The 15,516-nt window shown below is 71.7% G+C and carries 7 protein-coding genes and 1 pseudogene; 6 read left to right on the forward strand and 2 right to left on the reverse strand.

The window, feature by feature from the left end; all coding sequences use genetic code 11:
• A partial coding sequence (locus tag AB0J66_RS49415; RefSeq protein ID WP_364676427.1) for a hypothetical protein occupies positions 1 to 363 on the forward strand: 363 nt, incomplete at its 5' end.
• 34 nt (positions 364 to 397) lie between these two features.
• On the opposite strand, the gene AB0J66_RS49420 is transcribed toward AB0J66_RS49415, so the two are convergent.
• Positions 398 to 1,135, reverse strand: coding sequence for a hypothetical protein (locus AB0J66_RS49420; RefSeq protein WP_364676429.1), 738 nt, complete (start codon positions 1,133 to 1,135; stop codon positions 398 to 400).
• A gap of 113 nt (positions 1,136 to 1,248) precedes the next feature.
• Here AB0J66_RS49420 and AB0J66_RS49425 point away from each other — a divergent pair, with 113 nt between their 5' ends.
• Genes AB0J66_RS49425 through eccCb form a run of 5 tightly spaced genes read left to right on the forward strand, consistent with a single transcriptional unit; the run spans position 1,249 to position 14,153 of the window.
• Positions 1,249 to 1,569, forward strand: a complete 321-nt coding sequence (locus tag AB0J66_RS49425) for a hypothetical protein (RefSeq protein WP_364676431.1) — start codon at positions 1,249 to 1,251, stop codon at positions 1,567 to 1,569.
• A complete protein-coding gene (locus tag AB0J66_RS49430; protein WP_364676434.1) occupies positions 1,566 to 2,009 on the forward strand; it encodes a hypothetical protein in 444 nt (147 codons plus the stop codon). Before AB0J66_RS49425 ends, AB0J66_RS49430 begins: the two co-directional genes overlap by 4 nt.
• Before the next feature lie 32 nt (positions 2,010 to 2,041).
• Positions 2,042 to 7,495 carry a hypothetical protein gene (locus AB0J66_RS49435; protein WP_364676437.1) on the forward strand — a complete coding sequence of 1,818 codons (5,454 nt, stop codon included), beginning with the start codon at positions 2,042 to 2,044 and terminating at the stop codon, positions 7,493 to 7,495.
• Positions 7,492 to 10,149 carry a right-handed parallel beta-helix repeat-containing protein gene (locus AB0J66_RS49440; RefSeq protein WP_364676440.1) on the forward strand — a complete coding sequence of 886 codons (2,658 nt, stop codon included), beginning with the start codon at positions 7,492 to 7,494 and terminating at the stop codon, positions 10,147 to 10,149. Before AB0J66_RS49435 ends, AB0J66_RS49440 begins: the two co-directional genes overlap by 4 nt.
• Complete coding sequence (eccCb, locus tag AB0J66_RS49445; RefSeq protein ID WP_364676442.1) at positions 10,146 to 14,153, forward strand: type VII secretion protein EccCb; 4,008 nt, start codon at positions 10,146 to 10,148, stop codon at positions 14,151 to 14,153. The genes AB0J66_RS49440 and eccCb overlap by 4 nt, the downstream gene beginning before the upstream one ends.
• Positions 14,154 to 14,818: 665 nt before the next feature.
• On the opposite strand, the pseudogene AB0J66_RS49450 reads toward eccCb, so the two are convergent.
• Positions 14,819 to 15,516 (reverse strand): annotated as a pseudogene (locus AB0J66_RS49450) (hypothetical protein); the annotation flags it as partial.

A 15,516-nucleotide genomic window follows, 5' to 3' on the forward strand; every position in this document is an offset into this window, starting at 1 on the left:
GATGCGGACAGCGCTGGGCAGTCCATCGTGTGGGGATTTCAGGTGGGTAGTGCGGCGCAGTCGTGCACGCTGTCGTTGTACGTGCCGACGAGCTCGAGTGCGCGCGACGTGGCGGCGCGCAGTGCCCATTTCGCCGTGGTGCACGGCACGACGGCGGGTAACACGACCTATGTCAATCCGTCCGGCGAGAAGATCGTGAATCAGAGCGCACACCACTCGAGCTGGGTCGCTCTGGGCACTTTCCCGGTGCACAACGGCATGATCGGCGTCAAGCTGACCAACCGCGGCGACCCGAACGGCTACGCGGAGAGCTACCCGCACCTCGCCGGTGGAGCAGTGTCGATCGTCTGCGTAGCGGAGTAGACCGCGCCGGCGGACTCCTGAGGCGGCCGGTCGGCTACTGACTGGCCGCCTTGAGGTCGGCGGGATCGGGGAAGACGCTCAGCATGTCCATCTGCGCGTAACCGCTGATCGTGCCGTCGAGCATCTCGATGAACGAACCGCTGAGCGTCATCATGTCGGCTGTCAGCTGCAGAGCGCCCTGCTGAGCGTCCGCGATGGACTTGACGAAGTTGCGGGTGGCGTGAGCGGACTCGGAGGGGACCCACCTCGGCGTCGGGTCGACGTCGTCGTGGTCGGTGGCGTGGTGCTGTGGATGGGACCACTGGCCCTCGCCCAGACCCCACATCGGCTCGCTCAGGGCACCCTGCGAGCGGTCCCGCAGACTGTTGAACTGAGCGACCAGGTCACTGGCCCGATCGAGGATGGTCTGCTCCCACGCGTACAGGGCGTCGGTGTTCACCGCCAGGCGATCCATCTCGGAGGCGCCGTTCGGCTGTACCCCGGTCCCCGAGCCGGAGCCGGAGCCGGAACTGCTGCTGCTGCTGCTGTCGCCGCCGGCATTGCCGTGGCCGCCGCCGAAGTAGTTGCCGTCGCTGTCCTTCTGCCCGGAACCGTCCCCGGCCGCCCACCCGGCATGCCGGTCCGGAACGGTCGGGACGTGCGGGTGGACCCAGTTCACCTGAAGTCGCTTCGACGGGCCCTGAGCGCTGCCCGGGGAGTCGCCGGCACCGTCCTTGCTGTCGGCCGGGTTCGGCAACGGCTGATCATCCCACTTGGACCAGATCGCAGGCATGGCGTCATGATCCTCCGCGGTCCGGCGTCCCGGACATCCCCGATCCGGTCCTCAAAACGGTGACATGGAGAACCGCGGTGCACCGTCCTACGGTGGCAGACCGGAGGTGAGTCATGGCGGAACAGATCTCCTTGGCCAAGTTCAAGGTGCTGATGGGCGAGATGAACGACGCGATCGGCATCGTCGACATCCAGGTCCGCATCGTGCGGGAGACGCTCGATGCGATCGAACACGACTTCCGCTCGGCGTCCGAGATGTGGCGCTCGCCGGCGGCCGACACCTTCGAGCCGATGCGCGCCGAGTTCAAGCGCAGCGCGGACGACATGGCCGACGTGTTGCTCGGCATTCTGCACCGGATGCGCATCACGTATCAGAATTATCTGGACACCGAGCGCAAGGCCGAGCAGAACCTGACGATGCAGTCCGGCTCATGAGCCTCCCGGACGGCGGCACCTACGTCCAGGGCAGCAAGGGTCATCTGGACATGAGCATCGGCGAACTGCACATGCTCAGCACGCACACGCTAACGGCCATGACCGAGGAGCTGGTGGGTGCGCTCAGCAAGATCAACGACGCGCTGAACGACCTGCAGATCAGCTGGGCCGGTGAGGCCAAGGCCGAAGCCGACAAGCTGCTCGACCGGTACGACGTGGTGTCCACGGCGATCTTCGGTACCGCCAAGGAACCGGAGAAAGGGGTGCTGAACCGTCTGGTCGCCGGGCTCGGCCACGCTGCCTCCTCGTACAACAGCCACGAGAAGGTCATCGAGGCGGGCTGGACGGATCTGCGGGACAAGTTCCGGGTTCTGCTCGGCGGGGGAACCCTCGACGGCGGCGGGGGTGGCGGGGATTCACCCCCGATCACCGAGGTCTGACATCGCACCACAGCCGAGGAGCTCCACTCGCCATGGCAATACCGGATCCGAACGCCGACGACGACTACTCCACCGATGGGCAGCCACCGGACTTCGACGCGATCTACCAGTACGCCGGGTTGTTCATCCAGCTCGGTGATCTCGTGTGGGAGTACGCGCACGGCGCCGTCGACGGAGGATTCGACAGCGAGCTGTGGACCGGGGACAGCTCGTCGTCCGCGGCGGTCGTCCGGGAGACCATGGACGCGCTGACCGCGCTGCTGTCCAACAGCGATCAGCACGCCAAAGTGCCGAGCGCGGCGCGGATGCTGTGGAACATCGGCGAGACCATCAACTGGTACGCCATCAACCTGGAGAAGCAACGAGCCAAGGAGCAGAAGGAGGGGCTGGCCGAACTGATCGGCGAGCTGTTCGGCCTGTTCTTCATGCTCGTCTTCGGCGGGCTGGCGTTCCTGCCGGCCACCGCCGCCATGATGGCCCGCGTCATGGACTTCCTCGGCAACGCGATCGCCGCCGCGCTCGAGGCGATCTGGTCGGGCACGAGGTGGCTCGCCCCGCTCGGGCACGCGGCGGGCGACGCTGTCGTCGGCACCATCCTGAGTGTCGGCCCCCTGCTGGCCACCGACGCGATCAAGGACAAGATCACCGGCGATCCGTTCAAGGTGAGTCCCAAGGAGATCGGCATCGCCATCGGCCTCGGCGTGATCGGCGGTATCGGCTTCGGCCGCGGTCTGCCCAAGGCCGGCGGCGCGGCCGGCGACGAGGCTGCGGTGGCCCGCGGAACGCGAGGGGCGGAGGGTCTCGATTCCGGCAGCGTGCTGGGTGGCAAGGCCGGCGGCGGAGACGTCGTTTCGGTGGGAGGTGACTCCGGCGTCGTGCTGGGTGGTAAGGCCGGCGGCGGAGACCTCGCTTCGGTGGGTGGCGACTCCGGGAGCATGCTGGGTGGTAAGGCCGGCGGCGAGGATTTCGCTTCGCTGAGTGGCGATTCCGGCAGCGTGCTGAGCGGTAAGGCCGGCAGCGAAGGCTCCACCTTGGTGGGCAGCAAGGGAAGTAGTGAGTTCGGCAGCGATGCCAGCAGCGTGGCGAGCGGCGATTCCTACCGGCTGTTGGGCAGCGAGTCCGGCAGCGATGGCGCCAGCTTGCTCGGCAGCGAAGGGGGAAGCGCGCTCGGCTCGGACGGCGCCCGCGGCATCGCAGGCTCGAGCGGCGGCAAGGGCCTCGCCGCGGCGGCCGACGGCCAGCCGGTGCGGTCCGGATCGCAGTGGCGAGCCGGCAAGGTAGCGGATGACGCGAACAAGATCGCCGATGGCGTGACCGATCTGGGCACGGGCCAGTCGACGACCGGCCCGATCACGGGCGGCGGACGGTCGGCGCCCGAGCACGACGCGAGCACCGGCGCGGGATCATCGCAGGACGGCGCCGCGATGGCTGCCGTGGACAACCGGTCCGCTCCGGGCGGAGATGTCAGGCTCACGGGAGACGTCGACCGAAGCAAGATCGCCCAGGCCGCCGAGGCCCGCAAGGCCGGGGGTACGGGGGCGCCCGACCGTACGGGGCTGGACGGCAATCCCGGTGGGGATTCGCCGTTGAGTGGGCCCGGAGCGGCGAAGCAGCCGCCCCGGGGAAACTCGGGCGAAGTGGACCGGGCCAAGGTGGCCGAGGCCGCCGCGGCGCGCAAGGCCGCCGACGGTCAGGGGCTGTCCCACAGCCCGGCCGGCGACATGGACAGGCCGGGCCCGAGCCGCGACGGACACGGTCCCGCGCGGGACAGCGACGGCGCCGCGGCGAGCACGTCACCCTCGGAGTCGATGACTCGGGCCGTGGGCCAGCAGGCGAAGCCGTCGGGGGCAGCCACGATCGCCCATCCCCCGAAGCCCGGACGCCAGGTGTTACGCACCGACGAGCACGGCAATGTCGAGCTGGTCCGGATGAATGAGCCGCACGATTTCCGGGGGACCGGCGACACCTTGAACGGCGTTCCGGTCAAAGACCGGGCCCTGGGCTCAGCGTCGTCCGACCCGGTGCAGGACGGCTTCACCTACGTCGAGCTGCGCGGTGACGGAACCACGGCGGCCACCGTCAGGTCCCCGGACGAGCATCCGATCTCCGTGGAGCGGGCCGCGGGTGCGGGACACCGCGGCAGTGGCTCGCGCACCGGTGCCGCGGACGGCTCGGACACGTACGACCTGCTCCTCATGCATGACCCGAAGACGAGCACCTGGAAGATGGAGAACGTCGGTCACGCCGGGGAGGCGCCCCCCAAGCAGGTCAGTTTCCCCGGGGAGGGCGACAAGCTCGGTCCTGGCCCGTCGTCGAAGACCGGGACGCACACCGATCCGGTCGGCGGGAACGGTCAGCCGGACCGTGCGCCGCGGGTGACCGATGCCGGGGAAACCGGCGCGGGCGACTCTGGCCCCTCGCAGATCCTGCGCCGGAACGATGACGGCAGCATCGATCTGCTCACCTTCCAGCGGCCACCGTCGCACGTGCCGGGCGGCGACGGCCCGAAATATCACGACCTCGACGTCGGTGGATCCGGCGGCTGGCGTTCCGGGAGGCTGGACACCGACGAGGTCCCCGCGATCACCCGGATCATGCGCCCGGACGACCCCGGTCACTATCCCGATGGAAGCCGCGCCGACTGGGACCGGGAGCCGACCGCTTGGCTGGCCCATGAGCCGGGCAAGGGGTGGACGCCCGTGGCAGAGGCGAAGGGCCCCCAGTCGGCCGACGGCGGAGCGTCGGCCGCCGAAGGCGGCGGCCGCACTTATCACCGGTGGGACCCGGACGCGAGGACCTTCAAGCCGGTCGAGGTCAAAGGGAACGAGCTGCACGTCGCCGAGGTGAAGATGGGCGGCGATGTCAGTTTCGATAAGTACGCCGCGGACGGCGGCCCGGGCGGCAGCCATCCCAAACTCAAGCTGCAGTCGGATGGTTCGCTGACCGCCGAGGACGCTCCACAGATCAGCATCGACCGCCTGCACGTCGACCCGCAGACCGGCCGGATCACCCATGGCGGCCCGGGCGAACCGAACGGTGGCGGCTCCCACGGGGGCGACGCCGGGCCGGACGGCGGGTCCGGTGCCGGCAAGAGCGGCGGCACGAAGCTCGGCAGCGTCTCCCGCGGCAGCCAGACCCAGGTCGACCACACGATCACCCTCATCAAGCAGACACCGAAGAAGAGCGGTCAGGAAACCGTGCCGGTGGCCAAGGACAAACCGGACCGCGGGACGGCCGTCGACGACCGGGGGCCGTCGGAACCCACGGCACAGCCGGAGCGGGGCGGGCTCACGCAGGACCGCAACCCGGGCGGCGGCAGCCAGGTCGAGGCGCGCGACGGCACCACGGTCTCGTCCCAGACGCTGAAGGATGCACCGCGGCCCCAGCCACAGCGGGAACGTCCACCGGCCGCAGAGGACATGCATCGCGCGGCCGATGCCCGGACCTATACCGGGGGAGGAGTGGGCCTTCCACGGTCCGGTCCACAAGCGACCGGCGGCGCCGCGGAGACCTCCACGGCCGCGTCTGATGCCGGCGTTCGGGACGGGCTTTCCGGGGCGCCGGTCCGCTCGGGCGCCGGCGACAGCCGAGCCGCAGCCGAGGCCCGCTTGTACATCGGTCGCCGGCTCGGCCTCTCCCCGTCCGACGTGCCGGCGGTCGACTCCTCGGCTTCCGGTGGCCGTACCCAGGGTGTGCCCTCGGTGACGCCGGCCCGGTCCGGCGCTGCGGCGAGCGAGCAGGACATGCGCGCCGCGGCCGATGCCCGCACCTATACAGGAGGGCTGCTGGGCAGCAAGCCTGGGCCTCCCGCGAGCCCGGCCCCGCCGCGCGAACCGGCACCCCCGCGCGATGCGGCAGATCACCGGATGCCGGAACCGCTGACCAACTCGGCGGGAGAGGCTCCGGCCGCCGGCATCGACCTGCCGTCGCGTGGCGGGGCCGATTCCTCGCGTGGCGGGGCCGATTCCTCGCGCGGCGGGGCCGATTCCTCGCGCGGCGGGGCCGATTCCTCGCGCGGCGGCGCCGCTGCGCCGGCGGTTCCCGAGCGTCCCTTGCCCTTGCGCGGCGCTCTGCCCGAAGGCGTCACTTTGCGGCCGGGCGATCACCCCGGCACCTTCGTCCTGTCCCGGGGCGACGGCGATCCCCCGTACCGCCCGATTCCCGACGAAGCGGCGGGTCCCGTCCCCGGGGCACCGGACGACGGTATCCGGGTCGTCGTCGACCCGACGATGCGGTCCCAGGCGGAGCTTCGGGATGCGCTCGCCGCCATCGATCCGCAAGGCGTGCCCACGTTGGCGGTTCACTTCCTCGCCCCCCTCGACGGGGGCCGCGTCCAGCAGATCGCCGACAGGGTGGTCGGCGGTCTCGCGGCGGACATCCCCAACCGGGTGCTGGTCTTTCCGCGTGCGGGGCTGGGGTCCGAGTTGCCCGCCGGCGTTTCCGAGACCGGAGACCCCGCATTCGTCGAGATGACCCATGCCGCGGCGCCGGCGGTTCAGAAGGGCGAGACAGAAGCGTCGCGCGGTGGCGCTCCCGTGTCTCCGCTGCCTTTGCGCGGTGATCTGCCGGATGGCGTCACCCTCCAGCACGCCTACCGCGGCGACACCTACGTGCTGTTCCAGGGTGACCGGCCGACGTACCGCTTCCCTCTGCTGAGGGCCCCGGACGGCGGCATCCGAGTGTTCGTCGACCCGACCGTGCGGTCCCAGAATCAGCTTCAGGAGGCGCTTGCCGCGATCGATCCGGACGGACGGTCCACGCTGGTGGTCCACTTCCTCGGCCCCTTCCGAGCGCTGGACGGCGGCCGCGTCCAGCAGATCGCCGACAGGGTGGTCGGCGGTCTCGCGGCGGACATCCCCAACCGGGTGCTGGTCTTCCCCCGGACAGGATTCGGGGCGGAGCTGCCCGCCGGGCTCACCGAGACGGGCCACCCCAGCTTCGTCGAGACGGTGCACGGCCGAGTTCCCCTGGATGAGCCGAAACCCGGGCCGGCGGCCACCGGCGGCGTCGACCTGCCGTCGCTGGCGGCGGATGCCGGGCGCATCGACGCCCTGGTGGGGCGAGCAGCCGGCCAAGGGCGGACGGATCCGGCGAGCATGCTCCGCCGGCTTGTCCAGGCCCGGTTCTCGATCGGTGTCCAGCACGACGTCGAGCCGCGCCCGCCGGCCGGGGTTCGCTCCGGCCAGGAGACCGGGTTCCGGTTCCTCGAGGACAGTTGGCGCGCCGGCTGGACGGACACCCGGGACGACTGGGACTCCGTGCAGTCGGTGGTCGGCGGCATCGAATCGGGCACCTGGGTCCTGTTCTCGCCGGAGGGCCGGGACAGCGCAGCCTTTGTGCACAAGGACCGCGACGGCGTCACGCGGGTCTTCGAGGTCAGCCCGGACGGGTCCCACCACCACGTCGAGCTCCAGCAATACCAGGCGGAGCACGACGTGCCCGGGGCGGTGCTGGCCATCAACCCGTGCGCCGAGGTCACGCGATGAGCGTCTCGGAGCGGAATTGGCAGCGAGTCGCCCCCAAGGCGTGGGGCGCGCACCGCACCATCGGCGCGGCCCTCCGCGCGGTGGATCCCGCAGGTGGCGGTGTGCCGGCGGTGACTGTCGAGGCCGGGCTCTACACCGAGCGGCTGTTCGTGGACCGGCCCGTGCGCCTCACCGGGGCGGGTGCGCCGGGGGATGTCCGCCTGATCGGAGCCAACGGGCCGGCCATGACCGTCTCGGCGGACGAGGGAACGATCCGGGGCGTCCGGGTCGAGGCGGCCACCGGGGAACTGGCCGTCCTGGTCGAACGGGGATCGGTGGTCCTGGAGGACTGCGAGATCCAGGGCGACGTCCGCATCGGCGCCGACGCCGCGCCCACGTTCCGCCGGTGCCGGGTGACCGGGGGAACGGTGCTGATCGTGGACGCCAGCCGGGCCGTGCTGGAGGACTGTGTGGTGGCCGGCGCCGGCCGGGCCGCGGTGGTGGTGCGCGACGACGCCAAGCCCGAGATCACCCGGCTCCGGGTGACCGAACCCGGCCAGGACGGCATCATCTTCGCCGGTGCGGCACGGGGACTGGTGACCGGGGGAGAGGTGAGCCGCCCGGGCCGGCACGGGGTCGCCGTCCTGGGCACGGCAGCGCCTGCCGTACGGGACCTGGCCGTGCGCGACGCGGGAGGGGACGGGTTCTGGATCGACGCGGAGGGCGACGGCGAAGCGACCCGCACCGGTGGCGGGGTCGTGACGGAAAGGTGTGAGGTGGTCCGCCCGGCCGGCGCCGGCATGCTGGTCGGGGGATCGGCCGCGGTGCTGGTGCGGGATCTGACGGTCGTCGAGTCGGCCGGCACCGGACTGCTCGTGGTCAACGACGCCGGCGTCCGGCTGCACGGTGGCACGATCCGGCGGGCCGGCCGATCGGCGTTGGTGGCCCGGGACGCGGCCACGGTGCGCGCGGAAGGGCTCACGGTGGATCGCGCCGACGGCCATGGGATGGCCGCGGACGGCACCGCGTCCGTGCGGCTCTCGGACTCGGAGGTCGGCGGGATCGGGCGTACGGCCGTCCGGGTCGCCGGCCGCGCCGAGGCCGTCCTGGAGCGCACCCGGCTGCACGACATCGGCGAGTACGGCGTCCTGGTGGAGGAGGAGGCCTCGGTCGCGCTGGACACCGTGGAGATCGCCCGTGCCGTCACCGCGGGGATCGGCGTGTCGGACCGGGGCGACGTGGCGGCCTCCACGGTCCAGATCACCGGGGGCGTGGCCGGCGCCCTGATCGCGGGGAAGCACCGCCCGCTGCTGCGGGACTGTTCGATCAGCGGCGTGGATCGCGTCGGCGTGCTGGTCGACCAGGACGCCTCCGCCGTGCTGCACCGGTGCGCGATCCGGGGTGGCTCGGACGCCGGTGTGCACCTGGGTGAGCGCTCCACCGCGTACCTGCTCGACTGTTCCGTCTCGGATGTCGCCGGCATCGGCATCGTCGTGGCGGCGAACGCGGCTCCGACCGTCCACGACACCTCGGTGGTGCGCACGAAGCAGAACGGCGTCGTCGTGCACGCCAATGGTCATGGGCGGTTCGTCGGATGCTCGGTCGGCGAGGCCGGCTATCCGGCGGTGTACGTGGGCGCCGACGCCGACCCCTCCTTCGAGGGCCTTCGCGTGCACGACTCGGCCCGGGGCGCGTCCGTCGACCCGGCCGCCCGGCCCACCTGGTCCGGGTGCACGTCGGACGGGGTGACCGCCGACGACCTGCCGGAGAAGGAAACCCGGACGCCCACCGCGCCGGCGAGTTCCCCGGCGAACGAGACGCAAGGCGAACCGGCCCCCGACTTGCTGGCCGCCCACCTGGCCGAGCTCGACGATCTGATCGGGCTGGCCACCGTCAAGCAGGACGTGAACCGGATGGTGAACGTCATGCGCATGGTGAGGCAGCGGCGCGACGCCGGTCTGCCCGCGCCGCCGCTCGGCCGGCACCTGATCTTCGCCGGCAACCCGGGGACCGGAAAGACCACGGTGGCCCGGCTGTACGGCCGGATCCTGGCCGCGCTCGGTCTGCTCAAGTCCGGGCACCTGGTCGAGGCGGACCGCTCGATGCTGGTCGGCGAGTACGTCGGGCACACCGCGCCGCGCACCCAGGCGGTGTTCCGGCGTGCGGTGGGCGGGGTGCTGTTCATCGACGAGGCGTACTCCCTGGTGCCGGAGGGTTCGGGCTCCGATTTCGGGTCGGAGGCCATCGTCACCCTGGTCAAGTTGATGGAGGACCATCGCGACGAGGTGGTCGTGATCGTGGCGGGCTATCCGGCCGACATGGAGCGGTTCACCGCCTCCAATCCTGGTCTGGCGTCGCGCTTCACGCGGACGCTGCAATTCGAGGACTACGACCCCGCCGAGCTGGTCGACATCGTCCGCAGCCAGGCGGCCGGTCACCGCTACGAGATCGAAGCCGGCGCCGGCGAGGCGCTGACCGCCCTGTTCACCCGGATGCGCCGCACACCTCACTTCGGCAACGGCCGGTCGGCCCGCCAGGTGTTCCAGGACATGACCGAACGGCAGGCGCAACGGGTGGCGTCGATCGCCGAGCCCAGCACCTCCGACCTCATGACGTTGCTGGTCGACGACCTGCCGGACAGCGCCCCGACCCCCGAAAGAACGTTGCCCGCATGAGCCGCATCGCTTTCCACCGGCCCGCCCGCCTGTCCTTCCCGGAGCCGCCGGCCGACCGGATCGGCGTGCCCGTCCCCCCTCCCCGGCAGCGGCAGGGCAACAACAACATGTGGCTGACGCTGATGCTGCCGCTGTTCTCCACCGTGGCCATGGCCGGCTATCTGATCTCGTATCAGAAGCCGCTGCTGATCGCGCTGGGCATCGGTTTCGTCGTGCTGTCGGTGTTGTCGACGGTCGCCATCCGCTGGCAGATGACGCACGCGCAGGACGCGGCCGGCCGCCGGCAGCGGGAGCGCTATCTCGACGTCCTCGACGAGGTGCGCGGCGAGGCGCGGACGCTCGCCGCGGCCACGCGCCGATCCGCGGTGGTCCGCAACCCCGACCCGCTTCGTCTCCTGCCGCTGGCCGGCGGCCGCCGGCGCACCTGGGAACGCCGGCCCACCGACCCGGACTTCCTGCGCGTGCGGGCCGGCTCCGGGCGGGGGCCGCTGGGCGGCGGCATCTCGCTGGCCGGGCGCATCGATCCGATGGCCGAGAACGAGACCGATCTGATCGCCGAGGCCGACTCGATCATCGCCGCGCACCGCACGGTCGGCGGCCAGACGGCGTGGCTGGACCTGCGCGGCAGCGGGGTGGTCAGCCTGGTCGGCGCGCCCGCCGACACCCGCGCCCTGGCCCGGGCCCTGCTCTGTCAGGTCGCCGTTCTGCACGCGCCCGAGGACGTGCTGATGGCCGTGGTCACCGCGGGCGCCGACGACTGGAAGTGGGCCACCTGGCTGCCGCACACGTTCGAGCCCGCGGCGGCGTCCGAGGCCGGCGTGACCTCCCTGGTGGCCGAGGACTTCGACCGGCTGGCCGACTTCCTGGAGCGCGAACGCGACCGGATGCGCGACGAGACCCGCAACCGGCGGGTCGGTTTCGGCACCGCCACCCCGGCCGTACGGCGGCTGATCGTCGTCCTCGACGGCTACCGCCCGGACGCGTCGTGGGCGCGCTCGCCGCTGCTCGACTCGCTGTGGGCCGAGGCCGGTCCGGAGCTCGGCATCACGCTGGTGTGCCTCAGCGAGCGCCGGGCGAGCGAACCGAGCCGGGTGGACGCGCGGGCCGTGGTCGGGGCGGACGGCTCGCTCGAGCTCAGCGGGCTGGACGACCGGTACGGATCGGTAGAGCGGGCCCGGGCCGACAGCATCGATCCGGTGCTGGCCGAGGCCATCGCGCGCCGGTTGACGCCGCTGCGGCTCACGGTGGACCGGGAGCCGGTGCTGTCCCGGATCACCACCCTGCCGCAGATGCTGGGCGTGGCCGACGTCGGCCGGCTCGATCCGGGGCGGGGCCGCGCCGCGCCGGGCGGCGACGACATGCTGCGGGTGCCGATCGGCCTGGACGGCGAGGGCGAACCGGTGCTGCTCGACCTCAAGGAGTCGGCGCAGCGCGGGATGGGCCCGCACGGGCTGGTGGTCGGGGCGACCGGCTCGGGCAAGAGCGAGCTGCTGCGAACGCTGGTGGCCGGCCTGGCCGCCAAGCACAGCCCCGAACTGCTGAGCCTGGTGCTCATCGACTTCAAGGGCGGCGCCACCTTCGCCGGGGTCACCGACCTGCCGCACGTGTCGGGTCTGATCACCAACCTGGCCGACGACCTGGCGATGGTCGACCGGGTGCGGGCCGCGCTGGAGGGTGAGCAGCAGCGCCGCCAGCAGATGCTGCGCGACGCCGGCAACGTCGACTCGGTCCGCGACTATCAGATCCGGCAGGCGGCAGGCGGCACCGACAGCTCCGGGCGGCCCCTGCAACCGCTGCCGTACCTGCTGATCATCGTGGACGAGTTCGGTGAGCTGCTGTCCGGGCGTCCGGACTTCATCGACCTGTTCGTGCAGATCGGCCGGGTCGGCCGGTCGCTCGGGATGCATCTGCTGCTGGCCACGCAGCGGCTCGAGGAGAGCCGGCTGCGCGGGCTGCAGTCGCACCTGTCGTACCGCCTGTGCCTGCGGACGTTCTCGGCGGCCGAGAGCCGGGCGGTGATCGGTACCCCCGACGCGTACCACCTGCCGCCTGTTCCGGGTTCCGCCTTCCTCAAGGTGGGCGAGGCCGAGTATCGCCGGTTCCGGGTCGCGCACATCTCCGGCCCGTACCTCCCGGCCGACGATGCGGCCGAGAGCAGCTCGAGCGTGACCAGCCTGGTGCCGTTGACGATGCGCCCCGAGGTGGTGCCGGCCGGGACCACGCCGGTCCCGGCGGTCGCGGTGGATCTCGACGCCCGGACCGAGCTGGCCGTGGTCGTCGATCGGTTGCGCGGGCACGATCAGCCGGTGCACCAGGTCTGGCTGCCGCCGTTGCCGCCGGCCATCGCGCTGGACGACCTGCTCGGGCCGATCGCACAATCACCCGACCGAGGGCTCAACGCGGAGTTGTGGCCGGTGCTGGGTGGCCTGCGGGTGCCGGTGGCGGTGGCCGACCTGCCACTCAGCCAGCGCCAGGAACCGATGACCCTGGAGCTGGGCGGAAAAGCCGGCAACGTCGCTCTGGTGGGGGCGCCTCAGTCTGGAAAGAGCACCTTTCTGCGGACGCTGATGATATCGATCATGCTGACCGCCACCCCGGACGAGGCCCACCTGTCCGTCATCGACTTCGGCGGCGGCACGCTGCTGCCGTTCGGGCAGGCGCCGCACGTCACCGGTGTGGCTTCGCGGCTGGAACCGGAGCGGGTGCGGCGGTTGCTGGCCGAGGCGGGCCGGCTCATGCGGGAACGGGAGGAACTGTTCCGTACCGAGCAGATCGGCTCCATCGGTGAGTTCCGGCAGCGCCGCGAGGCCGGCGCCCTGCCGCCCGGCACCCGCGGCGCGGATCTGTTCCTGATCATCGACAACTGGCCCGCCCTGCGCGGTGAGTCCGACGACTACGACGCCCAGGTCGTCGAGTTGGCCGCGCGCGGTCTCGGAGTGGGCGTGCACGTGGTCCTGACCGCCAACCGGTGGGTGGAGATCCGCGCGAACCTGCGGGACAGCATCGGCGGGCGTCTCGAGCTGCGGCTGAACGACCCGTACGAATCGGAGGTGGGCCGGGCCCTGGCCCGTCAGCTCACCGCCGCCCCGGCCGGTCGTGGTGTCGTCGCCCCGGGCGCCTTCTTCCAGGTGGCCCTGCCCCGTACCGATGACGGCGGCGAACTGTCGGCCGACCTCTCCGGCGCTCAGGCCAAGTTGCTCCACCGCATCGCGATGGCCTGGCCGGGCCCGCGTGCGCCGCAGGTTCGATTGCTGCCCGAACGGATCCTGGCCCGGGATCTGGCCACCCTCGACCCGTCCGCGATCGGGCTCGACGAGACCGATCTGAGCCCGGTCGGCCTCGACCTCACCAAGGACCAGCCGCACTTCGCCGTCATCGGCGACGGCGGATCGGGCAAGACCCACGCCTTGCGGACGTGGATGCGCACGGTGACTGCCGCGGTGAGCGATGAGGAAGCCCGCTTCATGATCGTCGACTATCGGCGGGGTCTGCTCGATGTCGTTGACGAGGCCTACGTCGGCGCGTACGCGGGTGACGAGCACGCAGCGGCGGTGTACGCCAAGGCGCTGGCCGAGACGCTCGACGGCCGCCGCCCGCCGTCCGGGATCTCGGCGCGCGAACTGCGCGAGCGGTCCTGGTGGTCCGGGCCGGAGCTGTACCTGGTGGTCGACGATCTCGACATGCTGGCCGCGGGCCCGGCGTCGCCGCTGGCGCCGTTGACGCCCTATCTGGCGCGGGCCCGCGAGGTCGGCTTCCACGTGGTCGCCGCCCATCGCACGGCCGGAGTGGCGCGGTCGCTGTCCGGCAGCAGCTTGCTCGGCAAGACGATCGAGGTCGGCGCGGCCGGCCTGCTGCTGTCCGGCGATCCCCGGGAGGGGGCGCTGATCGGGGGCCTGCGGGCGGCTCCGCAGCCACCCGGCCGCGGCTCGCTGGTGCGGCGGGGACATCCTCCGCTGGTGATCCAGGTGGCCATCGAACCCGACGAAGAACTAGTGGAACGCTGAGGACGATCTGATGGCTGCGCCGGCCCCCACAAATTACGGTAGCCGCGGAGGCGGGTCGGCTTCCGCGCCGGCGCTCGATGTCGCTGAGCGGCGCCGGTGTGGGTGCTGAGCTGCGGGCGGAGTCGGCGCGGCGTGGAGTGAGGTGCGTGTCTACGAAGCCAGTACGGAGCTGGTCGACTGGGAGATCGTCGGTGGCGGGTTCTGGCAGATCCATGGAGAGCTGACGCCGCAGCACCATCTGGCGATCGCGTACGAGTTGGTGCGGGCCGGCAGGCGGGGTTCGTCTATGCCGCGGTGGTCCGGCGGTGGGCGAGAAGGTGCTGTTGAATGACCGTGCGGGCACGCTTGCGCTGCTTGATTCCGGGCTGTCGACCGTCACCGGCGGGAATGTTTTGGACCTCACGGCGGTCGTGTCTGCTTTTGGGCCCGCTGAACGTCCGGAGTCGTTGTGGACTGCCCGCACTTCCTCCTCGTCGAGGGCGGCCGTGTGCCTGTCCGGCCCGACCAGCCCGCCGCCTGGCTCCGGAGCTCGCATCCGCTCCGTCACCTCGTCCACCCCGATCTGCTCCGCCGCGGCGTTCCCAACCGCGAGCCGTCCACACCACAGAAGACCGGAGGCCGCCGGCCGCCGGCCCGTCCTGGATCGCGGACGGGCCGGCGGACCGTCACGCCGCGGGGCCGCCGTAGACCGACAGCTCCGCCGAATCGACGAAGAAGCAGCCGCTGAAATCGCCGCCCGCGCAGGTACCGCCGGTGTCGGCCACCTGGGTACCGAGCATGGTGTAGCGGACGAACCGCACCCCGGTGCCGGTGCCGTCCTTGAGCGGAACGGGGGTGGCGCGCAGCTGGGCGGGGGTGAAGTGGCCCTCGCCGGCCACGGCCCAGGTGCTGCCGTCGGCCGAGGTCTCCACCCGGTAGTCGCCCGTGGCGGCGCTGGCGTCGTCCTGACAGACGTTCGACGGGTTGATCGACAACTCGGACACATTGATCGCGGTCGGCAACCCGATGGTGACCGAGCGTGGCTCGATCGCGCCGTCCGGGCTGGTGAGCACGACCTCCACGCTGTCTCCGGAGTTTTGCGACTGGTCGATCAACTGGTTGGCGCCGCAACCGATCGAGCTGCCGTCGTTGCCGTCGGAGGCGGTGACCCGGCCCCCGCCGCCGGCGGCGGCCCAGTTACGCCGCACCGCCCAGTTGCGGACCACCCGGCCCCCGATGGTGATCGTCGCGGTCTGCGCGTCGTAGCCGCCGCCGTGTGCGGACACCTTGGGATAGGTGCCGTAGAAGATCCCGTCGATGGTGTAGGTGCCGTCGGCCGCGGTCGTGGCGGCATAGCCGCCGGCGAAGCCGGAGTCGTGACCGC

Source organism: Actinoplanes sp. NPDC049598, from assembly GCF_040675435.1.
Lineage (GTDB): Bacteria > Actinomycetota > Actinomycetes > Mycobacteriales > Micromonosporaceae > Actinoplanes.